General features: G+C 58.1%; 30 protein-coding genes. 24 read left to right on the forward strand and 6 right to left on the reverse strand.

What is annotated here, in order from left to right:
* Positions 1-37 precede the first annotated feature (37 nt).
* The 12 genes from F3H41_RS09495 (at position 38) to F3H41_RS09550 (ending at position 10,556) form a co-directional block, all read left to right on the forward strand.
* Complete coding sequence (locus F3H41_RS09495; protein ID WP_149738435.1) at positions 38-2,128, forward strand: bifunctional rhamnulose-1-phosphate aldolase/short-chain dehydrogenase; 2,091 nt, start codon at positions 38-40, stop codon at positions 2,126-2,128.
* A 13-nt stretch (positions 2,129-2,141) separates the two neighbouring features.
* A complete protein-coding gene (rhaI, locus tag F3H41_RS09500) occupies positions 2,142-3,437 on the forward strand; it encodes an L-rhamnose catabolism isomerase (RefSeq protein WP_188129410.1) in 1,296 nt (431 codons plus the stop codon).
* A 121-nt stretch (positions 3,438-3,558) separates the two neighbouring features.
* Complete coding sequence (locus F3H41_RS09505; protein ID WP_149738436.1) at positions 3,559-3,801, forward strand: DUF1902 domain-containing protein; 243 nt, start codon at positions 3,559-3,561, stop codon at positions 3,799-3,801.
* 5 nt (positions 3,802-3,806) lie between these two features.
* Positions 3,807-4,001, forward strand: a complete 195-nt coding sequence (locus F3H41_RS09510; protein ID WP_149738437.1) for a type II toxin-antitoxin system HicA family toxin — start codon at positions 3,807-3,809, stop codon at positions 3,999-4,001.
* A gap of 69 nt (positions 4,002-4,070) precedes the next feature.
* Positions 4,071-4,325, forward strand: coding sequence for a GlsB/YeaQ/YmgE family stress response membrane protein (locus F3H41_RS09515; RefSeq protein ID WP_149738438.1), 255 nt, complete (start codon positions 4,071-4,073; stop codon positions 4,323-4,325).
* Positions 4,326-4,336: 11 nt separating this feature from the next.
* The gene (locus F3H41_RS09520) at positions 4,337-4,525 is read left to right on the forward strand and encodes a hypothetical protein (RefSeq protein ID WP_149738439.1); all 189 of its coding nucleotides are present in this window, start codon (positions 4,337-4,339) and stop codon (positions 4,523-4,525) included.
* Positions 4,526-4,567: 42 nt separating this feature from the next.
* Complete coding sequence (locus F3H41_RS09525; RefSeq protein WP_149738440.1) at positions 4,568-5,029, forward strand: YbaK/EbsC family protein; 462 nt, start codon at positions 4,568-4,570, stop codon at positions 5,027-5,029.
* A 397-nt stretch (positions 5,030-5,426) separates the two neighbouring features.
* Positions 5,427-5,978, forward strand: coding sequence for a sigma-70 family RNA polymerase sigma factor (locus F3H41_RS09530; protein ID WP_149738441.1), 552 nt, complete (start codon positions 5,427-5,429; stop codon positions 5,976-5,978).
* Positions 5,965-6,738 carry an anti-sigma factor gene (locus F3H41_RS09535; RefSeq protein ID WP_149738442.1) on the forward strand — a complete coding sequence of 258 codons (774 nt, stop codon included), beginning with the start codon at positions 5,965-5,967 and terminating at the stop codon, positions 6,736-6,738. The genes F3H41_RS09530 and F3H41_RS09535 overlap by 14 nt, the downstream gene beginning before the upstream one ends.
* A gap of 34 nt (positions 6,739-6,772) precedes the next feature.
* The gene (locus tag F3H41_RS09540) at positions 6,773-7,489 is read left to right on the forward strand and encodes a Bax inhibitor-1/YccA family protein (RefSeq protein ID WP_149738443.1); all 717 of its coding nucleotides are present in this window, start codon (positions 6,773-6,775) and stop codon (positions 7,487-7,489) included.
* A gap of 222 nt (positions 7,490-7,711) precedes the next feature.
* Positions 7,712-9,109, forward strand: a complete 1,398-nt coding sequence (locus F3H41_RS09545; protein WP_149738444.1) for a phosphomannomutase — start codon at positions 7,712-7,714, stop codon at positions 9,107-9,109.
* Between the two features lie 22 nt (positions 9,110-9,131).
* The gene (locus F3H41_RS09550) at positions 9,132-10,556 is read left to right on the forward strand and encodes a mannose-1-phosphate guanylyltransferase/mannose-6-phosphate isomerase (protein ID WP_149738445.1); all 1,425 of its coding nucleotides are present in this window, start codon (positions 9,132-9,134) and stop codon (positions 10,554-10,556) included.
* A 354-nt stretch (positions 10,557-10,910) separates the two neighbouring features.
* Here the strand turns inward: F3H41_RS09550 and F3H41_RS09555 are convergent, their stop codons facing one another.
* The 3 genes from F3H41_RS09555 to F3H41_RS09565 all read right to left on the reverse strand — a co-directional run bounded on the left by F3H41_RS09555 (position 10,911) and on the right by F3H41_RS09565 (position 15,566).
* A complete protein-coding gene (locus tag F3H41_RS09555; protein ID WP_149738446.1) occupies positions 10,911-12,215 on the reverse strand; it encodes a S49 family peptidase in 1,305 nt (434 codons plus the stop codon).
* On the reverse strand, positions 12,212-13,882 hold the full coding sequence (locus F3H41_RS09560) for a phage portal protein (protein WP_149738447.1): 1,671 nt from the start codon (positions 13,880-13,882) through the stop codon (positions 12,212-12,214). The genes F3H41_RS09555 and F3H41_RS09560 overlap by 4 nt, the downstream gene beginning before the upstream one ends.
* 415 nt (positions 13,883-14,297) lie before the next feature.
* The gene (locus F3H41_RS09565; protein WP_149738448.1) at positions 14,298-15,566 is read right to left on the reverse strand and encodes a hypothetical protein; all 1,269 of its coding nucleotides are present in this window, start codon (positions 15,564-15,566) and stop codon (positions 14,298-14,300) included.
* Positions 15,567-16,202: 636 nt separating this feature from the next.
* Here F3H41_RS09565 and F3H41_RS09570 point away from each other — a divergent pair.
* From F3H41_RS09570 to F3H41_RS09615, 10 genes are all read left to right on the forward strand, one after another.
* Positions 16,203-16,421 carry a ribbon-helix-helix domain-containing protein gene (locus F3H41_RS09570; RefSeq protein WP_149738449.1) on the forward strand — a complete coding sequence of 73 codons (219 nt, stop codon included), beginning with the start codon at positions 16,203-16,205 and terminating at the stop codon, positions 16,419-16,421.
* A complete protein-coding gene (locus F3H41_RS09575) occupies positions 16,421-16,705 on the forward strand; it encodes a hypothetical protein (protein WP_149738450.1) in 285 nt (94 codons plus the stop codon). Before F3H41_RS09570 ends, F3H41_RS09575 begins: the two co-directional genes overlap by 1 nt.
* Positions 16,706-16,714: 9 nt before the next feature.
* Positions 16,715-17,797 (forward strand): protein kinase, encoded by a 1,083-nt coding sequence (locus F3H41_RS09580; RefSeq protein ID WP_149738451.1) that lies wholly within the window; start codon positions 16,715-16,717, stop codon positions 17,795-17,797.
* Positions 17,798-17,883: 86 nt separating this feature from the next.
* Positions 17,884-19,347 (forward strand): hypothetical protein, encoded by a 1,464-nt coding sequence (locus F3H41_RS09585; RefSeq protein ID WP_149738452.1) that lies wholly within the window; start codon positions 17,884-17,886, stop codon positions 19,345-19,347.
* Between the two features lie 266 nt (positions 19,348-19,613).
* Positions 19,614-19,823, forward strand: a complete 210-nt coding sequence (locus F3H41_RS09590; protein WP_149738453.1) for a hypothetical protein — start codon at positions 19,614-19,616, stop codon at positions 19,821-19,823.
* A gap of 7 nt (positions 19,824-19,830) precedes the next feature.
* Complete coding sequence (locus tag F3H41_RS09595; protein ID WP_149738454.1) at positions 19,831-20,343, forward strand: hypothetical protein; 513 nt, start codon at positions 19,831-19,833, stop codon at positions 20,341-20,343.
* Positions 20,344-20,811: 468 nt separating this feature from the next.
* Complete coding sequence (locus F3H41_RS09600) at positions 20,812-21,528, forward strand: SOS response-associated peptidase (RefSeq protein ID WP_149738455.1); 717 nt, start codon at positions 20,812-20,814, stop codon at positions 21,526-21,528.
* Between the two features lie 146 nt (positions 21,529-21,674).
* Positions 21,675-21,890 (forward strand): hypothetical protein, encoded by a 216-nt coding sequence (locus tag F3H41_RS09605; protein WP_149738456.1) that lies wholly within the window; start codon positions 21,675-21,677, stop codon positions 21,888-21,890.
* Between the two features lie 181 nt (positions 21,891-22,071).
* Positions 22,072-22,509 (forward strand): hypothetical protein, encoded by a 438-nt coding sequence (locus F3H41_RS09610; protein WP_149738457.1) that lies wholly within the window; start codon positions 22,072-22,074, stop codon positions 22,507-22,509.
* A 300-nt stretch (positions 22,510-22,809) separates the two neighbouring features.
* Positions 22,810-23,358, forward strand: a complete 549-nt coding sequence (locus tag F3H41_RS09615) for an NYN domain-containing protein (protein WP_149738458.1) — start codon at positions 22,810-22,812, stop codon at positions 23,356-23,358.
* Positions 23,359-23,483: 125 nt separating this feature from the next.
* Here the strand turns inward: F3H41_RS09615 and F3H41_RS09620 are convergent, their stop codons facing one another.
* From F3H41_RS09620 to F3H41_RS09630, 3 genes are all read right to left on the reverse strand, one after another.
* Positions 23,484-23,783: a hypothetical protein gene (locus F3H41_RS09620; RefSeq protein ID WP_149738459.1), complete on the reverse strand. Its 300-nt coding sequence runs from the start codon at positions 23,781-23,783 to the stop codon at positions 23,484-23,486.
* Between the two features lie 585 nt (positions 23,784-24,368).
* Positions 24,369-24,671, reverse strand: coding sequence for a hypothetical protein (locus F3H41_RS09625; protein ID WP_149738460.1), 303 nt, complete (start codon positions 24,669-24,671; stop codon positions 24,369-24,371).
* A 123-nt stretch (positions 24,672-24,794) separates the two neighbouring features.
* Complete coding sequence (locus tag F3H41_RS09630) at positions 24,795-25,034, reverse strand: helix-turn-helix domain-containing protein (RefSeq protein WP_149738461.1); 240 nt, start codon at positions 25,032-25,034, stop codon at positions 24,795-24,797.
* Positions 25,035-25,160: 126 nt separating this feature from the next.
* Between F3H41_RS09630 and F3H41_RS09635 the strand changes: the two genes are divergently transcribed.
* Both F3H41_RS09635 and F3H41_RS09640 read left to right on the forward strand, forming a co-directional pair.
* Complete coding sequence (locus F3H41_RS09635) at positions 25,161-25,367, forward strand: hypothetical protein (protein WP_149738462.1); 207 nt, start codon at positions 25,161-25,163, stop codon at positions 25,365-25,367.
* An 81-nt stretch (positions 25,368-25,448) separates the two neighbouring features.
* Positions 25,449-26,141 carry a hypothetical protein gene (locus F3H41_RS09640; RefSeq protein WP_149738463.1) on the forward strand — a complete coding sequence of 231 codons (693 nt, stop codon included), beginning with the start codon at positions 25,449-25,451 and terminating at the stop codon, positions 26,139-26,141.
* The last annotated feature ends 43 nt before the right edge of the window (positions 26,142-26,184 follow it).

The following is a 26,184-nucleotide window of genomic DNA, read 5'->3' on the forward strand; positions in this document are numbered from 1 at the left end:
CCGGCTGCACGTCTCTTTCCTGGGGAGGAATCTCAAGATGACATCGAATGAAGGCGCACGCCTGGCGAACCTTTGGGATGACGCCAAGGCGGCGGGCATGAGCGAGGCCGAACGGCTGCTCTACCGCTCCAACCTGCTCGGCTCCGACAAGCGCATCACCAACTACGGCGGCGGCAACACCTCCGCCAAGGTGATCGAGCGCGATCCGCTGACGGGGAAAGATGTCGAGGTGCTCTGGGTGAAGGGCTCGGGCGGCGATGTCGGCACCATCAAGATGGACGGTTTCGCGACGCTCTACATGGAGAAGCTGGAGGCGCTGAAGGGCATCTATCGCGGCGTCGCCTTCGAAGACGAAATGGTTGGCTACCTCCCGCACTGCACCTTCAACCTCAATCCGCGCGCCGCGTCCATCGATACCCCCCTGCATGCCTTCGTGCCGAAGACGCATGTGGACCACATGCACCCGGACGCGATCATCGCGATCGCAGCATCCGCCAACAGCCGCGACCTGACCGACCAGATCTTCGGCGGCGAGATCGGCTGGCTGCCCTGGAAGCGTCCGGGATTCGAACTCGGCCTGTGGCTTTCCGACTTCTGCGCCAAGAACCCCAATGCACGCGGCCTCATCCTCGAAAGCCACGGCCTCTTCACCTGGGGCGACACGGCCAAGGAAGCCTATGAGACGACCGTCGAGATCATCAACAAGGCGATCGCCTGGTTCGAGGCCAACAATACCAAGCCGGCCTTCGGCGGCGCCGTCCGCCCCGTTCTCGACGCAGCCGAGCGCAAGGCGGTTGCCCGCAAGCTGATGCCGGTCATCCGCGGCCTCATCAGCGGCTCCGAAGCCAAGGTCGGCCATTTCGACGACAGCCAGGCCGTGCTGGATTTCGTGTCCGGCAAGGACATGGAAGCGCTTGCGGCGCTCGGCACCAGTTGCCCGGACCATTTCCTGCGCACCAAGATCCGCCCGCTGGTGATCGCCTTCGATCCGGCAAAGCCCGATGTGGAGACGACGCTTGCCGGCCTGCCGGATGCGCTTGAAGCCTACCGCGCCGACTATGCCGCTTACTACAAGCGCTGCAAGCATGCCGACAGCCCGGCCATGCGCGACCCGAACGCCGTCGTCTACCTTGTGCCCGGCGTCGGCATGATCACCTTTGCCAAGGACAAGGCGACGGCCCGCATCTCGGGCGAATTCTACGTCAACGCCATCAACGTGATGCGCGGCGCTTCCGGCGTTTCGACCTATGTCGGCCTGCCGGAACAGGAAGCCTTCGACATCGAATACTGGCTGCTGGAGGAAGCAAAGCTGCAGCGCATGCCGAAGCCGAAGTCGCTGGCCGGCAAGGTGGCGCTCGTCACCGGCGGCGCCGGCGGCATCGGCAAGGCGACCGCCATCCGCCTGATGCAGGAAGGCGCCTGCGTCGTCATCGCCGATATCGACGAAGCCGCCATGGCGGAAGCCAACGCGGAACTCGGTAAAAAATTCGGCGCCGACCAGGTCCGCAGCGTTCGCATCAACGTCACCAGCGAAGACGATGTCATCAAGGGCTTCGAGGATGCGCTGACCGAATATGGCGGGCTCGACATCCTCGTTTCCAATGCCGGCCTTGCCTCCTCGGCACCGGTCGAGGACACGTCGCTGGCGCTCTGGCACAAGAATATCGACATTCTCGCGACCGGCTACTTCCTCGTCTCGCGTGAAGCCTTCCGCATCTTTCGCAACCAGAAGGCCGGAGGCAACATCGTCTTCGTCGCCTCCAAGAACGGCCTTGCGGCATCGCCGGGCGCCTCGGCCTATTGCACGGGCAAGGCGGCGGAAATCCATCTCGCCCGCTGCCTTGCGCTCGAAGGCGCATCCGCCGGCATCCGCGTCAACACGGTAAACCCGGACGCCGTCATTCGCGGCTCGAAGATCTGGTCCGGCGAATGGCGTGAGCAGCGCGCAGCCGCCTACAAGACCGACGATCTGGAGGCGCATTACCGCGAGCGCTCCATGCTGAAGCTCGGTGTCTATCCGGAAGACATTGCCGAGGCGATCTACTTCCTCGCCTCGCCGCTCTCGGCCAAGTCGACCGGCAACATCATCAATGTGGACGCGGGCAACGCCCAGTCCTTCACGCGCTGAGGGAGAGAACATGATGTCGGACCAGATGATCTCCGCCTCCGTGATCGAGGCCCACAACGACACGCGCCGCGACGACCTGCGGGAAGACTATGCTGCGCTTGGTGCGCGGCTGGCCCGCCGCGGCGTCGATATCGACGCCGTCAAGGCGAAGGTCGCAGCCTACGGCGTTGCCGTTCCCTCCTGGGGGGTCGGCACCGGCGGCACGCGCTTTGCCCGTTTTCCGGGAGCCGGCGAGCCGCGCAACATCTTCGACAAGATCGAGGACTGCGCCGTCATCCAGCAGTTGACGCGGGCGACGCCTGCCGTTTCGCTGCATATTCCGTGGGACAAGGTGGACGATGTCGCGGCGCTGAAGCAGCGCGGCGAAGCGCTCGGCCTCGGCTTCGACGCCATGAACTCCAACACTTTCCAGGACCAGCCGGGACAGACGCATTCTTACAAGTTCGGCTCGCTCTCGCACAATGACGCGGCGACGCGGCAGCAGGCGATCGAGCACAATCTGGAATGCATCGAAATCGGCCGAGCACTGGGCTCCAAGGCCCTGACGGTTTGGCTGGGCGATGGCTCCAACTTCCCGGGCCAGAGCCACTTCACCCGCGCCTTCGAACACTATCTCGACTCGATGAAGGCGATCTACAAGGGGCTTCCGGAGGACTGGCGGATCTTTTCCGAACACAAGATGTTCGAGCCGGCCTTCTACTCCACGGTCGTGCAGGACTGGGGCACCAACTACCTGATCGCCCAGGAGCTCGGCCCCAAGGCCTATTGCCTCGTGGACCTCGGCCACCACGCACCCAACGTCAACATTGAAATGATCGTCGCCCGTCTTATCCAGTTCAAGAAGCTGGGCGGCTTCCATTTCAACGATTCGAAGTACGGCGACGACGACCTCGATACAGGCAGCGTCGATCCCTACCGCCTCTATCTCGTCTTCAACGAGCTGGTAGATGCCGAAACGCATGGCGCGGACGACTTCCGTCCGGCGCATATGATCGACCAGAGCCACAATGTGACAGACCCGATCGAAAGCCTGATGCGCAGCGCCACCGAGATCTGCCGCGCCTATGCCCAGGCCCTGCTCGTGGATCGCCAAGCGCTGGACGGCTACCAGGCGGAGAACGATGCGCTGATGGCCAGCGAAACGCTGAAGGCGGGCTTCCGCATCGATGTGGAACCGATCCTCGCCATGGCCCGCCTCGAAAACGGCGGCGCCATCGACCCCATCGCCTGCTTCCGCGAGAGCGCGTATCGCGCGGGTGTTGCTGCCAAACGCCCGGCGGTTTCAGGCGGTGGTGGCGGGATCGTCTGAGACGAGAGGCATTCCATCTGTCAGGGCTGGCGCGGCGGTGCCGGCCCTTTTGCATTTTGGGGCCTTTGCACCTAAATTGGCCATCGTCGAGAGCGCTTCGGCTCACGTTCTGGGAGATGACATGCTGGACACCACAATGGTCGTCACCGCCACCTGGGACGAAGAAGCGTCCGTCTGGTTCGCAACGAGCGACGATATCGACGGTTTGGCCGTCGAGGCCGATACGCTGGAAAGGCTGGAAAAGAAGGTCGCCGACGCGGTTTCGGACCTGCTGGAACTGAACGGGGTGGGACCCGAACTGGCGGAAATTCCGGTTCGCCTTCGGACGGAACATATTCTCAAAATCCCAAACCCGCATTTCTGATTATCATGGCGGGGTATCTGCGAGAGCTCAAGGCATTGCTCACGGCGGCCGGGTGCCGTTTCGTGCGCCCCGGCAAGGGCGACCACGAGATCTGGTTCAGCCCACTGACCAACAGGCATTTCACGGTCGACAGCGGCGTCAAATCGCGACACACGGCAAATGAAACGCTCAAACAAGCCGGCCTCCCCAAGGCATTCTGAAGATAACCCCCCTCGCCCAATCCCTGCTGCGCCCTAAATCTTTCCCGTGATCCTTCACTGGGGGCTTCCATGACCGTTGAAAATCTTCTCGTCTTTCTTCTCATCGGCGCCATCGCCGGCTGGCTGGCCGGGCTGATCGTGTCGGGCTTCGGCTTCGGCCTTTTCGGCAATATCGTCGTCGGCATCGTCGGGGCCTTCATTGCCGGTGCGCTCTTTCCGGCGCTGGGCTTCACCATCGGCGGGGGCATTCTCGCCGCGATCATCCACGCGACGATCGGCGCGATCATCCTTCTCGTCCTGATCCGCGTCATCAAACGCGCCTGAGGGAGACCACAATGGCAGCATCCTTGCCCGCCCATCTTGAAACGGCCCTCTCAGCCTTTGCCGAGCGCCAACCCCAGCATGGCGGGCGCGAGGGCGCCCTCGCCTTTATCGTGGAGAGCTGGCTTTCGGAAAACGGCTTCCTGCCCACCGGGCAGGAAGGACTGCGGCCGGAGGAACTGGACGCGACGAACGACGACTGATATCCCGTCGGCTGCCGCAACAGCCGACCGGACCCGCAGCCCATGAGCCTTTCCTCCGTCAAGGCGTTCTTTGCCGACCGTGCGCCTGACATCGCGGTCATCGAACTTGCGCAGAGCACGGCGACAGTCGAGCTTGCAGCTGCCGGTCACAGCGTCGAGCCGGCGCAGATCTGCAAGACGCTGGCGCTCAGGCTTCCGGACGGCGTGATCCTGATCGCGACACGGGGCGATGCGCGGTTGGACAACAGGAAGTTCCGCGACCGGTTCGGCGTCAAGGCCAAGATGCTTGGGCTCGACGAGGTGGAAGCCGAGACCGGCCATCCCGTCGGCGGCGTGTGCCTGTTCGGGCTGCAACGGCCTTTGCCGGTCTATTGTGACGTATCCCTGAAAGCGTTTGACATCGTGGTTCCGGCTGCGGGCGCCATTCATGCGGCCGTCCGCATCGCGCCGGACCGCATGGCAGCGCTCACAGGCGCAGCCTGGATCGACGTCTGCTCGGCCTGAGCATCCGACACGCCTTGCTTTCTGCTTCCGTCAAACCACGGCGAACAGCAGAAACACGGAGCCGACCGAAAGCGCGGCCATGAATTGCAGTAAGACAAGCATCATGCGGTGAGCCATGCTATCCTCCTCGGATGGGTCCGCAGCATCCTCCAGGCTTCGGACGGGGTGTAGCGGTTCGAAGTGTCGTTCATCTGGCTTGCGCCACGACGACCGGCGGTTTTCGACTGCAACGCAGCAGCCCCGCCTTTTGATCCGAAGATCGCCCAGGCAACCATGATTGCGCCTCAAAGCTTAACCGGCTCATAAGATTTTCCTCCTGAACCGCGTGCGATCAGACCGTCGCCAAAAAAATTTCGAAGCCAGGGAAGAGAATGATCAGCGGCTGCGTATACGGGGCATGACGACAGGAAAGACCAGTTTCGATGTGCTCGGCCAGCTTGGTGCGCTCAGGCGCTATGCCATGTCGCTGGTGCGCTCGCCGGACGAGGCGGAAGACCTTGTGCAGGATGCGCTGGTGCGCGCCTATGAGAAACAGGGCACCTTCCGCACGGGTGGCAACATCCGCACATGGCTCATGTCGATCGTGCATAATGCGCACATTGACCGGCTGAGACGCGGCCGCTCGCGCCTTCAGCGCGAAACGGCGGCTGCCGACTTGACTCCCGAGGCGATGGCCGCTCCGCAGGATCTTTCCGTGCGGCTGCGGCAGTTGCAGACGGCGTTCTTCGCACTGCCGGACGACCAGCGCGCGGCGCTGCATCTCGTGGCGATCGAAGATCTTTCCTATCAGGAAGCGGCCGATGCCCTCGGGATTCCCGTGGGAACCCTGATGTCACGCGTCTCGCGCGCTCGCGCCCGGCTGCGGGCCTTCGAAGACGAGGCCCGGACAGGCGCTTCCACCACACCCCATCTCAAACTCGTGGGAGGTTCCGGCGATGAGCACGGCTGACCCCATTCTCGATACCGATCTCGACGCCTATGTCGATGACCAGTTGCCGGTTGCCCGGCGCATCGCGGTCGAGGCCTATCTTTCCGAACGGCCCGACATTGCCGCGCGCGTCATGGCCGATCTGAGGGTCCGGGACGAGTTGCGCCTCGCGCTGGCGACGGCGCGCAGCGAACACCGGCCGGAAACCCGCGAAGCGGCGCGGCGCCTGGAGCGGGCGCTGTCCCTCAGGCCTGCCATGTCCGTCCTCAGGCGTGCCGCGACCGTGGCGCTCTTCATCGGCGTCGGCTGGGCCGCCCATTCCTCCTTCGGGCCGCTCGGCGCCAGCCGCGTGGTGGCCTCGGAGCAGCCGCCGGCCTTCGTGGAAGAGGCGGTGCGCGCGCATGCCACCGCCAAGCTGCGCGAGGACATGGCCTCGCAGCCGGAGAGCGCGCATTTTGACGCGACGGAAATCCGCGCCGCGACCGGCATCGTGCTGCCTGAACTGCCAAAGGGATGGCAGGTGACGGACAGCCAGGTGTTTCCTTCCGCCTTCGGCCCCAGCGTGGAGCTGGCGATCACGCCCGAAGAGGGCGGGCGCCTGTCGCTCTTTGCGGTCCGGCCCGGCTCCTTTGCCGTGGAACCGGTCGCGCTTCTTCATTCCGGCTCCACCGAGGCTGCCTACTGGCAGATCGGCGAAGTCGCCTATGCCCTGGTCTCGGACACGACGCGTCCGGACCGGCTCGACGAAACGGCGCAGCGGATTGCCCGCGCGCTCTACTGAAACCTGATCAACGACGAACGGGAGTTATTCGACCATGAATCCGTCTCCGCTCAATACCGGCTATGGCGCTTCGGCCCAGTCGGCCGCCCTTTTCGACGAGGGCCTGCGCCAGCACATGCTGCGCGTCTACAACTATATGGGCCTCGGTCTTGTCATCACCGGCCTCGTGGCCTTCATCGTCGGCTCGACGCCGGCCCTCTACGTGCCGATCTTCCAGTCGCCGCTGAAGTGGGTGGTCATGCTGGCGCCGCTCGCCTTCGTGTTCTTCTTCTCATTCCGCATCCAGTCGATGTCGGCCGCAACAGCACAGATGACCTTTTGGGCCTTCTGCGCCGTGATGGGCCTGTCGCTCGCCTCGGTGTTCCTGGTCTTCACGGGCACGTCGATCGCGCGCACCTTCTTCATTGCCGCGACGATGTTCGGCGCCACCAGCCTCTACGGCTACGTGACGAAGCGTGACCTGTCGAAGTTCGGCTCGTTCCTGATGATGGGCCTGATCGGCGTGGTGATCGCCTCGATCGTGAACATCTTCCTCGGCTCGTCGGCCCTGCAGTTCGCCATCTCGGTGATCGGCATCGTCGTCTTCGTCGGCCTGACCGCCTGGGACACGCAGAACATCAAGGAGCAGTATGCGGAGAATTTCGACCAGGAATCCCGCAGCAAGATGGCCGTCTTCGGCGCGCTGTCGCTGTACCTCAACTTCGTGAACATTTTTCAGCTGCTGCTGAATTTCACGGGTGAACGCGAATAATCGGCACGCCAAGTGCGGGGCCGGCCCTCCTCCGGAGGCCGGCCTTTCTGTTTACTATCCAAGGTCGTTCCAGCCGGGCATGGCTGGCGGCACCGCGTGCGTAAACCACGTTTCGAATTGCCGTTTGCGCCAGCATACGCGACCAGATTTGAAAGCTTGCGTTCCGGCTTAACGATGCGTTAATTGTGCCGCGCAACATCAAGGACAGAAGGTGACAGCGGCATGGCGGCATTTGGGACCTCGGGCATCAGGGGCCTTCAGGAAAACTTCACGGATGGGTTGTGTGCAGCCTATGTGACGGCCTTCCTCGAACACATCGCCGGCATCGCCACGGTGCGCCGCGCCTATATCGCCTCCGACTTCCGCTTTTCCTCGCCGCGCATCGCCGGCTCCTGTCTCGCCGCCGTGCGCAAGGCCGGCTGGGAACCCGTCTGGGCCGGCCAGGTGCCGACCCCAGCGGTCGCCGCCTATGCCATGGCGGAGGGCGCCGCAGCGATCATGATCACCGGCAGCCACATTCCGGAAGAATATAATGGCATCAAGTTCTACCGCCCGGACGGCGAGTTCCTGAAGGAAGACGAGGCCCCCGTGCGTTCGCGGGCCGAAGCTCTCCTCGCAGAGGGTTTTGATACCGGCCGCGAAGAGCCCGGCGCGCCCTTCGAGCCCGTCGCGCGCGACTACGTTGCCCGCTGGAGCGCCGCGTTTGGCCCTACGGCCCTTGCAGGTCTGAAGATCGGTATCGACCAGCATTCGGCCGTCGGCCGCGACCTGCTGGTGGAGATCTTCGAAAGTCTTGGCGCAAGCGTCCATCCCTTCCGCCGCGTCGAGGGTTTCATTGCCGTCGATACCGAGGCACTGGATCCTGCCGACGTCGCCCGTTCGCGCGGCGTGATCGCCGAACACAGTCTTGACGCCGTCATCTCGACGGATGGCGACGGCGACCGGCCGCTTGTTATCGATGACACCGGGCGGCAGGTGAATGGCGATGTGCTGGGCGCCCTGACGGCGCATTTTCTCGGTGCACGCACTGTGGTCACTCCCCTTTCCTCCACCAGCGCGATCGAGCAGAGCGGCTGGTTCGAGACGGTGGAGCGCACCCGCATCGGTTCGCCCTTCGTCGTGGCCGGCATGAATGCCGCGACCGCCCATCCAGTCGTCGGCTTCGAGGCCAATGGCGGCTTCCTGCTGGGCGATGACGTCAAGCTCGACCACGGCGTGCTGAAACGCCTGCCGACGCGCGATTCGGCCCTGCCGGCGATCGCTGCCCTTGCCGCGGCCCGCAAGGCCGGCGTCACGCTGTCGGCACTTGCCGGCGGTCTGCCGCCGCGGGTGATGAAGGCCGATCGCGTCAAGAATGTTCCGGCCGACAAGGCCAACCCGTTCCTCAAGCAGGTCGAGACCTCGCGCGATTTTCGCGCCGGCTTCGATGCGCGCATCGCCGATCCCGTCTCCATCTCGACCATGGACGGGGTGCGGATGGCCTTTGCCAATGGCGACACCGTGCATTTCCGCCAGTCGGGGAATGCGCCGGAAATGCGCATCTATGTCGAAACCGCGTCGACCGCGGCCACCGACACCCTTCTTTCCGACCTGATCGCGACCCTTCAGGCGAAGATCTGACGCCTTTTCACGGAGCTTTCCGATGACCCTCGACCTCATCACCCCGATCGTTCTCGCCGGCGGCAAGGGCACGCGCCTGTGGCCAATGTCCCGCTCGCAGCGCCCGAAGCAGTTTCTGGCGCTGACCAGCGATCTCAGCCTCTTCCAGATGACGCTGACGCGCCTTGCCGATCCGAAACGCTACCGCGCGCCGATCATCGTCACCAATTCCGACTATCGCTTCCTGGTGGCCGAGCAGGCACTGGAATGCGGCGTGGAACTCGGCGCCGTGATCCTCGAACCGATGGCCCGCAACACGGCCCCGGCCATTGCCGCAGCCACTCTCGTCGCGGCCAAGGACGGCCCGACGCTGATCCATGTGCTGGCCTCCGACCACGACATTCTCGTCGACGACGCCTACCGCACGTCGATCGACACGGCCGCCGCTGCTGCCCGTGAGGGGCGCCTTGCGACCTTCGGCATCCAGCCGACGGGCCCGGCCACGGGCTTCGGCTATATCGAGGCTGGCGACAAGGAGCCGAGCGGCGCCTATGCCGTGAAGCGCTTCGTGGAAAAGCCGAACGAAGAGCGCGCCAAGGAAATGCTGGCGACCGGCAACTTCACCTGGAACTCCGGCATGTTCCTGTTCCGCTCGGATGTCTTCCTCTCCGAATGCGAAGCGCATGCGCCCGAGGTGCTGAAAGCCGCCAAGGCCTCGGTCGATACCGCGGCGAGCGATCTCGACTTCATTCGCCTCGATGCGCCGTCCTTCGGCGCGGCGCCGGACATTTCCGTCGACTACGCGATCTTCGAGCCGACCAAGCTCGCCTCCGTCGTCCCCTCCCCGATCCGCTGGTCGGACCTCGGCTCCTGGGACGCCGTGTGGCGCGAAAGCCCGCAGGATACGGAAGGCAACCTGTCGCGTGGGCCGGTCAGCCTCTTCAACACGCGCAATTCCATGGTGATCTCGGAAAACCTGCACGTCGCCGTCAACGGCCTCGATGACATCGCCGTCGTCGCCTCGGAAGATGCCATCTATGTCGGCAAGCTCAGCGATGCGCAGGACGTCGGCAAGGTCGTGAAGACGCTGATGAAGGACAAGGGCACCTTCCGCCTGACGGAAGAGCACCGCACCAGCTACCGCCCCTGGGGCGGCTACACCAACCTGCTCTCCGGCGACCGCTTCCAGGTCAAGCGCCTCTTCGTCAAGCCCGGCAAGCAGCTCTCCCTGCAGAAGCACCACCACCGCGCCGAACACTGGGTCGTGGTGCGCGGCACCGCCGAGATCATCGTCGATGACGAGGTGAAGACGCTGAAGGAAAACGAAAGCGCCTACATCCCCCAGGGCTCCGTCCACCGCCTGAAGAACCCGGGCAAGATCCTCCTGGAACTCGTGGAGGTGCAGACGGGCTCGTATCTGGAAGAGGACGATATCGTTCGCTTTGAGGATAGTTTCGGACGGGTGTGAGACGGTTCGCCGTTCGACATATCCGAACAATGGCAAAGCGCGCCTAGATCCTCGGGCGCGCTTTTTGCGTTTTCGCGCGGCGGTCACGACCGGAGGCTGCCGCGAACAGTGCGTGCGAAAGTCGAAACACGTCGGCTGTATGTTTTGAATTTTTTTAGAAAAATGGTGCCCGGAGGCGGAATACAGAAATCATATGAATTCAGTTATTTACAGAAAGTGGGACACCAAGAAAGTTGCAGGAGTTTCCAAGGTTTTCTGAAATTGGTGTCCCACCGAAAAGCTAATGCTATGAGCATTCTTGGCCATCGACGGGAACCCCATTTTGGAGATCCGCCAAGTCGATATGGCATCGAACTACATGAGACGTGGCTGGTAGCCTGCGTCTGCCAATGCCTGCTCGACCTTTGAAAGTTGCCGCTGAGGATGCGACAGCGGGCGGGCGGCTGGTGCCGAGGATTCTTCAGCACCGCGCGGCGCATATCCTGCATCACGCATCGCGACCTCTGCACGGCTTAGAGACTTCGACGGTTCAGCCGGCAGCTTCGCCATGAACTTGATGGTCTGGTCAGCCGTCATGTCGGTATCGAGAGCGGCTGCCAGTGCAGCGGCGGGACGCTTCTTGCCTTCCTCGGAATCGAGGATTGCCGAAATGCGGGTGCGCTCAGCCAGTGCGCCTTCGCGCTTGCCGGCTTCGGTGCCCTGGGCAACGCCCTCGGCGCGAGCGGTATCAACAGCGGCCTGATCGACCGCCGACGTGTCCTTGGTGCTCATGTCATCTTCCTCTTGGTTGGACATGTCTGCCGCGAATACGGCAATGGCGTCGTCAAGCGAACCGATTGCATCGGCAAGCCCGTTCGACGTGGCTTCTTCGGCTGTGAACGTCAGGGCCTCGGTATCCCGAACTGCCTGAGCGTCCATCGCCCTGTTCCGTGCCACCGTTGACACGAAAAGCTCCCCGAGCCCGTCAATGCGAGCCTGGATTCGTTTCTTCACATCGGCCGGCAATGCCTCGTAGGCGTTGCCGTCAACCTTGTGCTTGCCGTAGTGAATGAAGGTGATCTTGTAGCCGTAGTCATCCATCGCCTTGCTGGCGTCGATATGCATGGTGACCACGCCGATCGACCCGACGCCGCCTGTGCGCGAGACCGTTGCTTGACCTGGATCAGCTGACGAAAAGATGAGGTATGCCGCGGAATATGCATTCTCAGCCGCATAGGCTCGCATAGGCTTTCGACCACGGGCAGCATAGATCTTATCGCCGAGGTCGAAACATCCGGCAACATGACCACCGGGCGAGTCGATAACGAAGGCGATCCCCTTGACCTCGGGATCCGCGAGACCGCGTTCCAGCGCCTTGGTGATGTAGACATAGCCGGTCAGCCAGGAGCCGATCGCGTAGCCAACGCCGTAAAGCAGCACACCTTTCACCGGGATCATCAAGATCCCGTTCTTGACGATATAGGGACGATACACAGCCAGCCAGCTGTCGGGCGACGGCCAGAAGTCGTCCTGCATGACGATCTTCTCGCTGGAAGTTTCGATCCGGCTGAGCGCCGTCTGACCCTCGGCAAGACACGCTTCGAACTGCGTGTGCATCGCCGAATTCACGAGAGCAGGTTCGTTGTTGAAGCTGGCGAGGAGCGCGTTTTTCATCGTCATGCCGCCTTTTTCGTGCCGCTGGCGGCATTGGACTGATTTTTCGCCTCGGGCTGCAGGATGCCGTAGAACTGTTTCCAGCCCATCTCGCGCTTGATCTGCCGCATGCGCTTGCGCCAGTCGCCGCCGAGGCGAGCGTTCTCGGTTTCGAGGTCCGACAGACCGTTGTCGATCCGCAGGATCGCTGCCTCGGTTTCCTTCTTTTCGTCCACCTGTCCACGGCTAGCGCCGACCCAATCGCAGGCGGTGTATGCGTCCTTGAACTGCTTCTCGTAGAAGCTCGGCATGTTCCGGCGAACCGAGGTGATCTCGCCCTTGTTGATCGCCTCTTCCAGCCACAGGGTGTAGATGTGCGAGGCAAAGCGATCGGCGACCATGCGTTTGATCGACAGCATGGCCTTGTGCGTTTCGGCCATCGCGGCGCGGGCCGACGAGTAGTTCGTCTTCGTGTAGTCACGCGACAGCTGCTCGTAGCTGACACCAAGGGCAGCAGCGATGTGGCGAAGAAGGGACTGCTCGAACTCACTGCCAAGCGGACCGCCCTGACCAGCGCCCTGGAGTTTGAACTTCGAGCCTGGCGGCAAATGGGGAATCTTCACGCCGTCGATCTGAAGGTTCTTCGCAGCGCCCATGAACTGGCTGAGCGTGTTGAAATGCCCGCCCATGTAGGACATGAGCATTTCCTGCACCTTCTCGGGCGACACATCCGATCCGCCGAGTTGGGCGAAGATCGCTTCTGTTGGCAGTTCGGACTCGACCGTTGCCGCATAGGTCGCATTGAGCACGGCGTTCTGAAGAACCATCTGGCGAAAGTTCTTCGTCATCTTCATCTCGGACAGCGCGGCCACCATGGCAGAGATGCCACGGGATTGATCCGGGCGCAGCTGCTCGAAGATGTGCATCATCTGGATCCGGCCCCAGGGCTTGCGGATGTCGATGGCCTTCCAGAGATAGGAGTCGGGCGTCATCCAGTCGCTAGGATGCGCCATGCGAACATAGTAGGTCTGCGGCGCCCCATGCTTGTTGCGACGAACACCGCCCCGAACGGCCGGATCACCAGCGAACTCGGGCGGCGTGGAAAGACGGTCGATGTCGATCATCTGAATGGCGGTGTTGAACATGCGCGGCTGGTCGCGCAGCCACTCGGCTGAAGCCAAGACTTCACCGTGAATGGTGTGGGTATCAACGGCCATGCGCACGAGACCAGTCAACGTGTTCTGGCGTGCGGCATCCGGCCAGTTGTCGAGCGACTCAGCCCAAAGGGCGAATTTCTCCTCGACCTCCTCCTGCCATTCGTCTTCCCATTTTTCGTCCTCCTTGCCGAAAAGCACGGTCGTGACCGGCTTTGCGTTCAGCATGTAGTAGGAGCCGACGATATTATCCTTGCGCAGCGTGGCACCGCCCTGGACATAGGCGTCGTTGCGCGCGGTGTCGCGTGTGCGGGCGTCTGCGGTCGCCTTGGCCGGAAGCAGATCGGCATCTGCCGAGCGGATGACGGGCGAATAATTTGCCATCTCGCGGCTGAAACGGGATGCACCCTCATAGGCATCACCTGCAATCGACAGTTCCTCGCCCGCGCCGGCTCCGTTCACCCTGACACGTACCGGCGCGGGCTTCCCGCTCGATGGTGCGTCACCGAGCAGTTCCATGATTTCGGGATCGTGATTCATTGCCTACCCGTCTGTCCGTCAACACGCGATCAGACTATGGCAAAGAATACGCTATCATTCAAACCATTGTTTTAATTCAATTTTTTATTGAATTTGTTTCCGCGTATTAACGACAGAGAGAGAGAGAGAGAGAGAGAGAGAGATGTACCTGCGCAACAAAAAAAGGCGACCAACTGGCCGCCTCTTCCCGTGCATAGTTCCTCGTGGGCTCAACAACGTTTCAGAGCGGCTTCAATGTCCTGGTCGCTCGCTCGATTTATCGCGTCAACGAACCCTCGGTACTGAGCCTTGCTTTCGCGGATAATAGCATCGCGGTCTACGTCCGCTCTGCGTGGTTGTTCGCTCCGAACCGTTTTTGCATCAATCGCTTTCCGAAGCGCATTCGGTGCCGAGTTCATCATGCTTCTCCCCAGGGCTATGATAACTGTGCCGCCTGTCGCAGCGCATATCTCGAATTTAGGTCAGGGCTAAAGAAATGTTTCCTCTTCACCCAAACCAAGCCCTCGTGCTTGGTAATTATCGCCACATCGACCGGTCCGCCAACCGTCTCTGATGGCTTTGTCACTTTCTCCTTCAACGATTGAAGAGAGATTAAGGTTTCAGCCAGTCCCGCCATTTCCTCAACGGGGAGATGGCGCAGGACGTTCTTTAATGGCATCGAATGCTCGCGCCTAGCCTTATCCATCACCGCTTCGCCGATTTTCTGGGTGGTAGCTTGCACGACGCTGTCGATGTCATCAATTGCCGAAAAATCACCACCCGCTTGCACCACCACCTCGTCAGCGAACGATCTTAAGTTCTCTGTCACCGCAACCATCAGCGAGGAGTAAATATCGTAACTTAAGCCAAGCGAAAATGTATCAGTCATTGATGTTTGAGCGAAGCCTGAAAGCCAAGCTGGGGTCTCATGGTCGATTTTCTGGTCCGACTGGCTGATGCAAATAGGTTGTCCACCTAACAGTCCGCATGACACATACTCGACCATAGCCGGAAAAATCTGGTGGTCGCCAAATCCCGCAAACACGAGCCCAGTTGTAGGTAGGTTTTCCTGCGGCTTAGACATGACCTCTTTCAAAGCTGCACTCGCGGCATCCATAAGGTTGTCAGGCCTGGGAACTTCGATGGCATCGAGAAAACCACCTATCCATTCAGCGACGCTGTCTGTGAGCTCACCTACGACTTGATTGCCGAGCGCATCGCCGATGCAGGGCGCTGGCTGTATCACCCGCCTCTTTTCTACTTCGAAAGCAAAAGCTGCGTGCACGAGATCTGAGTGCCCCTCTTCACTTGCGCCGTCGATTGCCTTGGCGATCCAACCAAAAATCAGATTTTGCGCCGGTCTACGGACAGCGTTTTTCTGTATGTCATCTGGGAAAAATGAGTCGTGTGCCTTGCCAAGAAAGTTAAAGAGCTCCGCGGCATATTCTTCGACTGTATTAAATGACTTACGGCCCAACTGTGCCCGAAAGGCCTTGATGATTAGCTCCCATGGGACATTAAGGATATCGGCTCCATCGAAAATCATTAGACCAACCGGATGATGGTCAGAAAGCTGAAAGACTTTGTTCGCGCCTTTGAAATAGCGCTCTTCTCGCTTATTCTCGACCCACTGGGTAACAGTAGAGGCAGAATCAGCCGCCAAGACCACAGCCAGCCGGTTCATCATACAGATTTCTGACGTCATCGCTGGCCTCCTTCAAGTTCTCTGATCTACGTTAGACCATGATTCGCGCGAACCGAGTAATTTGAGAATCCGATTTAAACCAGTCGTCAGTTTTTTTCACAGAACTCTCTTTGCCCATCGACCTTGTAACCGCACTTTCGGGTCTGGCTTTCCGCCGCATGCCCTCGTCCAACGAAAATTGGTTTGGCAAAGTGCCCTCGTATCACCTGTGGACAGCTTCCAGCACCCTCAATCAATCCGTTTCAAATTCCTCCCAGTGGTTCATGATAAGCGCAACCCGATCGGGTAGCCGGAAACGAGGAGAAGGGCTCCCCTGTCCGGGAGCTTGGAGACCGGATAGGTTATGGCCGTTCGGACGGTATGGCGACCCATGACTCGGGGGCTCGTAATCGCTGCTTTGCGTCTTCTTGAAAGTTTTTTCCGGGCTCAAGTGGCCGTCGCCGCGGCGTAATTCCTGACATTGTTGCAGGAAATGGCAGTGCCCGCATGCCCCCCGCTAGTTAAGACGCTAACCGACAAAGGCCTGTGAAGCGGTGTTGCCCTACTTGAAGGCCATCTGATACACACTGACGCACTTGCTATGCGCAAAAATATGCATATATAGTACGCAGAAAATGCACATTTTTGGAGAGGTTTATGAGCAAGGTCAGAATGAACATCGAAGTGAGTGCAGATGTCGCGGCCTTCCTGGATGAGCTAGCGCAAGAAGAAGGGGCGACGAAGACCGAAATCGTGCGTCGCGCTTTATCCGTGATGAAAGCATATAAAAGTCAGAAAGACAAAGGTAGGAGTCATATGGGTTTTGTGTCGGACCCAAGTAAATTAGATGCCGAGATCATAGGCATCCTCAACTAATGATCAATGATCCCGAGATAATCGACATTCGCCCTACGCCAGGACCAGAGCAAATCAGTTCAACAGAAGTTGTTCCTCCGGGCTCTGTTAACCCAATCGACGTAGAACGCCTAAAAATGCTTGCAGCAATTTGGATATCGGGCGCGGCGGTTATTCTCGGGTTCATCGCGTTGATTGTCGCAATTTGCACGAAGGATACAGAACTCAAGACTTGGTCTACAGGATTGATTTCGTTAGTCGTCGGTGCTGCTATTGGCTTTGCCTTCTCGACTTCAAAAGACTAAGGATGGGCAATGGGAAATGCGCAGCATCTGACTGGAAAGATACTAAAAGGCCACAAGACTGGGATTGGATGGGAAGTAGTCGAAAGCCTCAACACCCCCACCGCTGTTAAAAGCACTGAGTCTAATTCGCATGTGTACAAGGTTAAAGATCAGGCCTCTGGGCGCTTCGCGTTTCTTAAAGCAGCGGACGTGGATTTCATAGGCGGAGAAGAAAGCCTGCTTGTGCGCTTAAAAGCACTCCTAATGCACCATGAATTTGAGACCTGCGTGTCAGATCATTGTCATGGGAATAACATGGACCGAGTGTGCCTTGCGATTGACCACGGGGATGCAGTGATCGAGGCTAACGGCGTGAGGGAAGCCGTTTTCTATCTAGTATTTGAGCTTGCTGACGGGGATATTCGAGATCAGATTTTTACCGCTGAACAGTGGACTGTTCAGCGAAAATTCCGCCTTTTGCATCAGGTAGCGGTGGGCCTCTCCCAGCTTCACAGTGTGAAGGTGAGCCACAACGATTTGAAGCCGCCGAACGTGCTTATGTACGCGGACGATCATAAGGTCTCCGACTTGGGGCAAGCGACTCGGGAAGACCTTATTGCACCTCATGATTGGAACGCCGTGGTTGGTGATCCCAGATATGCACCACCAGAGGCGCTTTACTCCTTTGATGGTGATCCTGGCGCACGCTTACTGCCCAATAGGTTACGTCAATGCGGTGACCTATACCTGCTAGGAAGTCTTATGCACTTTCTGTTTAGTGGCAGAATGATGACGCCATGTATTCTTGAAAGGCTGCACCCGGTCCACCTTCCAAGCTTTGAAGGTGAAGGATGGGAGGGTCCTTACAACGATCTGATTCCGTTTTGGCGTGAGGCAATGTCGGAGGAGTTTACTGCTCTTCGTAAGGCACTTGCGCAAAGGAACGATTTTGACGCGCGGTCGATTGACCAAATTATTACTTTCCTAAGTCAACTTTGTGATCCCGATCCTGAACTCAGAGGCCATCCCCTCGATCAAGTCGATGGCATTCGCACGTTCAACCTTCAACGATACATTTCCGCTTTCAACGTTCTATCTCACCGGCTGCAGTAATGGAGCGACAAGACGACGTTACACGCCGAACGGTTGTGCCTCGGTGGCGCGCGTTTAGAGAAACACCTCTTCACGAACTCCGTTCGATGACGACAAAGTCAACAACACGAGATCGTCCTTCTCACATACTGGATGCTGCTGTCAGGCAATTCGAGAAGTCCCCAACCGCTTACACAGCAGCCGAAGTCGCTGATGCCGTATCTCTGCTGGGCCACGACGACCGAGCCTCAGCCGCTCTTCGTTATTTGCAGGAGCGGCGCGACGCCCTAATGCCAATGGTGACGGAGCGATTCACCCAAGCTGTGAAGCAACATTCCCATCCCGCTTCACCAACTGAACTGCGAGGCGCCATAGCGCAAAAAAGAAAATCTCTAATAGACCAGCCACGAAATAGCATTGGTCATGTCGAAATTGCTCGGCTTTACGCAGTGGCGGGACAAGCGAAAGCAGCCGACAGGCATATGGAAATGGCGGTCAAAATTTCTCCCGACAGTCGATTTGTGTTGCGCTCAGCCGCTCGTCTATTTGTTCACTATGACCGACCAGAGAAAGCACTTTATTTTCTTCAAAGGTCGAATTCGATCAAACATGATCCTTGGCTAATGGCAGCTGAGGTGGCGGTAGCCGATAGCTTTGGAGAGAGACAAGAATTTGGGATTAGACAACTGAAGCGAATTTCAGGCTTAGAGCATGCGTCGATTAACTACAGCGAGCTAGCTTCCGCTCTGGGCGCCCTGGAAGATCGAAATGGGGCGCACAAGATAGCGAGAAAACTTATCAGGCGAAGCTTGGACCATCCGACAGAGAATTCTCTTGCTCAAGCAGTCTGGATGTCGACGAAGGCCAAGCATCAATTTGTAGATCTTAACCTGAACCCCAGTGAACAGGCATACGAAGCGGGCGTATTTCAAGCCATCCATATGAAGGAGTACCAGCGAGCTGACCGATTCGCATGGAATTGGCTAAATGACGAGCCATTTTCATCCGGACCAGCTGTGCAGGGCTCGTTTATAAACTGCACGTTTACAAGATCATACTCGAGAGCGCTTGCTTTTTGTGAGAGAGGTCTCATCTCAAATCCCGATGACGACACGTTACAAAACAACCGCATCTTTTCCCTTATAATGTGCGGCCGCTTGGATGAAGCGCAAAAAATTTTACCGGTGCAAGGAAAGCTTGTCCATGACCCGCAACGTCCAATCTTTGATCTTGCGCTACATGGGTTATGGCATTTTAAGAGCGGAAATTTTTCGGAGGGACGCAGATTTTACAGAGAGGCCGCTGAACGTGCTCTACCGAAGTACCCGAATTTGTACGCATCCGCCATTTCTCATTGGCTAGAAAACGAGGTTGTTTCTGGAAGCGTTGATAGGGCCGAGTTCGAACAATTGTCATTTCAGCTTGAAGATCGGCTGAAAAAGCTAAAGGCCGACCTCACCATTTGGTCTGCTACGCGGGACTTCCTACAACTGCAATATTCAGCGCCCACGCAGGTCAGGACAATTGTGAACCCGAGAACGGGCGAGGAAATCCGGTTCATAATTCGATAATTGCACTACGGTTGAATGAAACCCTGATTATCTCCGGTCTAAGGCATTCTCACCTGCTTGTTTAGGTTGCAATGGAAGCATGCCTACTGCCGTTAGGAAAGTGCAGGCACACCTTTCAAGCAGAATGGTAATTAACGACCGGAAGAGGCCGCTTGACTCTCAGGCTCGACCAGAACATTTTAGGAACATTCCGGCCGCGATAAAGCGGCAATCCAAATGACCTGACTTTGCAGCCACGGCGTCGTTCACCGCGGGAGAGGATACCTATGTGCGCTGATCTGGCTGAAGCCGTCAATGAACCCATTGCGATCGATCCAGTTGACGAGGTGCTGTCCTACCATGCTGGCGACATCCGGGCGGCTATCCTGACACTGCTGAAGGATTGCGTTCACCTTCGCGAGCAACTGGCACTGATGGAGGCATCGATGTCACGAGGGATGACGCGCGGATGGCGGCCGGCGTTCGAACGTCCCTGAAACTGGCATGGGCTTCGACGGTCCCGAAAGTGGCTGGCTATCCTGGCATCCCGGCAAGGACATCGGCATCACATGTGCGATTGCAGAATGTGGGCTTCATTGGCGCGCGAGCATCGACCTGCTGACGCTGCTGTCGGAGGATCGGCAGTTGATGGGTGTCCGAGCGGCAGCGGCTCGAAAAGCTGGCTGTGTCCGCGAAGGCTTGGGCAAAGCGCCTTGTCTCGCCCGGATCGAGATCACGAGGCCGCCCCGACAATACGCGGAAATCCCATTTCACGATCCGGCGTCGAAACGCAAGCTGACCGACGCCAGCAAGATGAAAGTCGGCGACTTCCAGGATTGGCACATGCTGTTCGGGGTATGTCGGGCCTGCCGTCGCATCTATTTCGTGGATCGTCACAAGCTGGCTAGACGCTTCCCCGCCGATAGGAAACTTGGCGACCTCGCAACGAAACTGGCTTGCAAGGCTTGCCGGAACCGCATGGGCAACCTCTTCGCTGTTACGGCCGCGCCGCGATAGGAGCGGTGGCCCCAAGGGATGCCGAACACTCATGAGTTTTTGCGATGGAAACACATTGCAATTCATGAGAGCGTTAGTGCGCGCTAAAGGGGGTCGGCCGGATGTCACTGAAGCCAGGCATTGTGGAAGCTTTGGAAGCTCTAAAAGGGTCGCTGCCAAAGGAGGCAGAATACCACCTGCTCATTTACCTTTTGGAGATGGCGCAGTTAGAGGCGCTGACGATCGAGAGCAAGGGGCGCGCTCGTTCTTCCGGTCCGCCTTCCACTGCGCTGACACCATCGAACGGACTGTAAGCAGTGCAGCTTCGGGCGTCTCACCAGTCCTGTAACTCTGTCGGACACGCGACATAACAAGCTTCAGCTCCGGGGCGTTCATCTGGGTTCCTTTAAGAGATGCAGCCGCCAATCAATGCGCTGCCTTCACGATTTGCCGCGCCTAACCTATCCTTTGGGCAATAGGGAGGCAGACATGTGCAATCTGTACAACGTGACGACGACGCAAGAGGCGATCAGGCAGTTCACACAAGCCGCGATTGACAGCCTCGGCAACCTTGAGCCGTCTTTGGACATATACCCCGACTACAAGGCGCCAATTGTCCGCAACACGCCGAAGGGCCGCGAAATGGCAATGGTCCGTTGGGGGCTGCCTTCTTCACGAAAAGCCCTGCTGGATGCCGCTACGAAACGTGCCGAGAAATTGCGGGCCAAGGCCAAGGACGTGGATTTCGACCACCTGCTGAGAATGGAACCGGATGGCGGAACGACGAACGTCCGCAACACGTCAAGCCAGCATTGGAAACGGTGGCTTAGTGTCGAGCACCGATGTGTCGTCCCGGTTACGCGTTTTGCCGAACCAGATCCGAAGAGCAAGGTAGACGGTGGCCGGACGCCGAATGCATGGTTTGCCCGAGACGAGAGAGAACCGTTGATGTTCTTCGCCGGCCTTTGGGTGCCGGACTGGACGAGCGTTCGAAAGGTGAAAGAAGGCGAGATCACCACAGATCTGTTTGCCTTCCTGACCACGGAGCCCAACCAGGTCGTTGCGCCGATCCATGAGAAGGCGATGCCGGTATTGCTGACTGACCGCGAAGAAGTCGAGGCTTGGATGACGGCGCCCTGGGAAGAGGGAAAGGGCCTGCAAAGGCCGCTGCCGGCTGACAGACTGGTACAGTTACAAGCGGCCTGACGGACCGGGGGTACTCGCGTTCCGACTTAAGGTTGGAATTCGGCTCTTCTATAAATGGTTGAGCCGTGTTTCACTAGATCCCGTGAATGCCAATCGGGAGTATTGAAACTATGCCTTATACTGCTGAGTTCTTTCGCGGAAACGCAATGTATTTCAAACGCGCTATCGACACCCTGGCTGACTTTAGCAAGGGCGAATATGTTTTTGTGGGCGGAAAATCCTACGTGATTTCTGAGACAGCTATAGCGCTTCTTTCCGACAGTGCGAGTGTCAAGCGCATTCGTTTGGAAGCCCCGACAAGGTCTCTCGCCGACGACAGTTTCCTAGCTGTCCCCCCAGGAACTCTGGAAATTGCGGAATAGCTCATCCTTGGGGCGCGCCGTTCGCGGTGTCTCCCTACCATGAGCGAAACCGTGACACTCGCGTGACTTTTGACGCGCCAATCCTTCACCCGCAATTTCAGCGCTGGCGAGCCGCAGAAAACGGGGTGGACTCCATCCACGATTGTGACAGTATCTTCTCGGGGAACTGAGGGGAAACACAATGCTTGGGGAAATTACAAGGGCGCGGATCGCGCTCGCAGCTTCGCTGTGCCTGATTTTAGCCGGTTGCACGACAACAGAGGCAGAACTTCAAAAGAACCCAAAGGGCGTGAGCAAGGCCGCGCTCTGTCGGACGTTTGTTGAGACGCCAGATCAGTATCTGCGCGGTCAGGTCGCCGCAGAACTGGTGCGACGCAAAATCGAGCCGATGTCTTGTTTCGACATGGTTCAGCAGCAGAACCAAGCCGCTGCCGCGCTGGTTGCAGTGGCGCTTGTCGGAACAGCGGTAGCTGTGTGCGCCAACAACAATTGCGGGGGCACCAGCTATCCGAGCTATACGCCGTCATATCAGGGGAACTGCCAATACGAGTGGCAATATGATGCTGCGGGTCGTCGCTGTGGACGCAGGGCCGCGTCAGCGCGTCCCGGAGGATGGTAATCCGCCGAGCCGCGAGTGAATCTTTACTCATTGGCAAAGAAGGAAAGGGATCACACTATGGACGCTGTACAGACCATCATCAGCAATGCCCAAACCCCAACCGGAGGCGTGTTCGTCCTTTCCGCATTGATGATAATTGGCTTTGTTCTTATTGCCCGCCGTATCGATAAGGATAGCCCTTTCGCGATACGCCTGCGACACGCGAGATCGGCATGGGTATCGATGTCCACGCGGTCACGGCTGGCGGCGATAAGCTCTGAACCAACACCTACAGTTTAACCGCAGGTGCCAGGAGGAACTATGGACTGCGTAATTCTCGTTGATAACTCAAACATCTTCATCGAAGGTCAGAAAGCTTCAGCAGTTAGAAGGGGGCAGACGCCGACTGAGTTCGGCAAGCGACCGGCAGACCCTTCATGGCGGATCGACTTTGCAAAACTGCTTACATTTCTTGCTGATGGTCGCAACATACATGCTGCTTTTCTTGTTGGATCGCGCCCGCCGCCGAAAGATGACGTCTGGGAGATGGCCAAAAACGGTGGCTTCGATGTGATCACACATGATCGGGATTCCCAGAACAAGGAAAAGGCGGTCGACACAGAACTCGTGGCGCAAGGTACGTTGGCTGTAGCAACCGGACCAGAGAAAGGCGTCCTAGTCATTGCATCCGGAGATCGAGACTTTATCCCGCTCGTAAACATCGCTCACAAACGCGGGTGGATTGTGGAAATGGCGGCCTTTTCAAGCTCCTTCACGGCAAGCGGTGAGATGGCAACTGCTGTTGACAGGACCCGCCCTCTCGATGGCTCACTCGATCTGATCGGTCACAATGCTTTCAAGTGGCCTTAGGTCCGAAAAGACGCCACGCCGGGCCTTTTTGTCAGCCAAATTCGGACGTAGTTGCGGCTAGTGATGAAAACGCGCCACGTGCTTTCCTTGGCCTGATTTAGGCGAGTTGGAAATCTCCGGCCGATTTACTGCACGGTAGGGTGTGGCATCTCTTCAAAGAACCGGCGCCCGTCGACACCTTCGGCTGCCAGCCCCTCAAGCAAGACCGCTGCGGATCGGATGGCGTTAGCCTGCAACTGCACAAGGGACTGCACAAGCTCTGGGTCTTCCGTAAACCGTTCGATGCGATCCGCGATAGTCAAAGCTAGGGCTTGCAACGTCAGGGCTTCGACCGGCCCCACATTCTCGGGCTGGAGATCATTGACCACACCCACAAGCGTATCGAAGACGTGTTCCTTGTCTTCGGCCGTGCCCGTCTTCGACATGTAGGCGAGGAACTGAACAAAGTCGCTCGTCTATGTGACGTTCGAATGCAAATGTCTTTTTGTGCATTCAACCTAATCAAGTTGTCTTGACTGTGCGATGTTTCGAACGTCCGTGGGTCCCATCTGGTCTGATCATGTCTCGCGAGGGGCGCTGAGCCCCGGTTCATGAAAATTTTTTGGGATTTTTTGCCGGTTTTAAGACTTGAGCATTCAACTTTTCCCGCAAACGTCGGGACAGTAGGGACAAATTCAACCTTAGTAGGGACACCACAATCTTCATTTTATTCAATATGTTAATCTCAAATGGCCCTACTGTCCCTACTGTCCCTACTGGAAAAATCATCCGTGACTACTGGAAATAAATGGTGACACAGGACACCGCCGTTCAACACTGGCTGGCCACGCACGCACACATGTACGTAATGAATTTGATTTTCACTAGGGACAGTAGGGACACCATGTGAAAACGCCCATTTTCCGCCATTAAATCAGATAGATAGGGCGTCCCTACGTCGTCAGACGCACGTAGGGTCTGTCCCTACGTGAAGTCGGGACAGTTGAATGGCGTGCACAACAGGACATTCGCTAATCCGGCAGTTTGGCTTGTCGCTTTTTCCGCGGCTCCCTTAGGCGCTGGTAAAGCGCTAGCGAATCCGCCTCGCTCCATGCGCTAGCACTTGGAGCGGATGCCGATCGGCGCACCGGCTTTGACGCTTCCAGAATTGCCTCGATATCCACAGGCAACAGAAACATGGCCTTTCCAATCACGCGGCATGCGCCAAGTTCGCGAGCACGTTCGCGGAGCGTCCGCTCGGATATCTTGATGCCTTGCCCCTGGAGCATGGCGACCGCAACCGCTGGAGAAATCGCGTCATCGAAAGAATGCATCCCCATTCTCCTATGCCGAGATTGTCAATCAACAAGTTGATGACCAATCAACCAATTGTATTTCATATGTATTTGAGAAATTCGTACGGGAATTTATGGGCGCAGTAAAGCGCGCTTCAGCCCTTATAAGTGCTTGAGCCGAACGCCGCGACCGCCAGCGACCATTTCGTCTGCTGCCAAGAAAACGATGCCGGCTTCTTCCAAAGCGAACTTAATCGACTTCAACGTGGAAGCCTTGGGATCAGCGACCCCTCTCTCGATGTTGTTGAGTCCAGTTGTCGATATCCCCGCTGCCTTCGCAAGCGCAGACTGCGTAAGGCCGACGAGCGCCCGCGCCGCACGGATTTGATCTGGTTCAATCATACACTCACCTTAAACTCTGGTTGATATTTCATCAACCCTAGTTGACACATCATCAACAGATGGTAAACCAAGTGGACTTGATAAAAATTCAAGTTACGAAAACCAACTGCTAGAGAGGCGACCGAAATGATCAGCTATACGCAGTCCACCACTTGGAGCGAACAGAACCGACAGGGCCGCGAATTCGCGGACTCAGTAATTGAGCGAATGCAGGCCGATCACAATCCCCTTCACCTCAGAGACGCCCTTACCGACCTTTTCTCTGATCGCGATCGTCGGGCCGAAGCTGTAGGGTTTGCACAGAACATTGCTGAACGGCTGATTCAGAATTGATATCGTGGATCGCGGCTTACCCGGATTCTAACGGCGAGCACTGGCTGATGGCCGGTAGGATCCGGGTGCAGGGAGATCTCAATGGATGAACTAGTCATCGAACCAACAGCAGCCGGACAGGCAGTGCCGCTTCGCTATTTGGCGACGTTCGAGACGCTGGCGCCCTCATCCAGTGCACTCATTCGAGAGATCTGGAGAGAGGAATCGGAGCACAACGGTGGCAAGCGTCCTAAACTAGCCGCGGGAATACTTGAGATCGCCACCCATCTTATTGAGCACGGCATCTATGAGCAAAACAGAGAAATCGTTGAGCTTATGGTAGGCCGGGTGTCCGGTGACATAGCGGGAGCTTTGATCGCTCAACGGAAGAGAAGACAGCCGCCGAAGAGTTGGACGTTTTGGACAATCGAGCATCAACGAAGGCTGCTTTATTTACATGATGCTGTCGCGGCAGACTCTGATCCAAGACAACTTAAAAAAGCTCGATTTTATCCAGAGCTTAAACCCGACCTTCGGCGCGCGGTCGCCAAAACATTCTATTCCGAGGTGGTATTCCGCAACAAGCAGGGCAAGGCAGCGCAGGACATCGAGCCTGTTGATGTTGCAAGCTTTAAAGACAATGCGCTTGACTCAATCATCACAAAGCTTGGGCGCCTTCTAAAGCAACGTGACGAAATTGCCCGCGGTGAAACGCCAATTCAAGCGCTGTTCTATGACTTACTCGGCGACCCGATGGGACACCTGCGTCCAGATCAGCAATTTTTGCACAAATAGCCGTTCCGCGATTTGTGCAAAATAACCGCTTGCGGCTAACTCT

Origin of the sequence: Rhizobium sp. RU20A, assembly GCF_900155885.1 — a bacterium.
GTDB lineage: Bacteria > Pseudomonadota > Alphaproteobacteria > Rhizobiales > Rhizobiaceae > RU20A.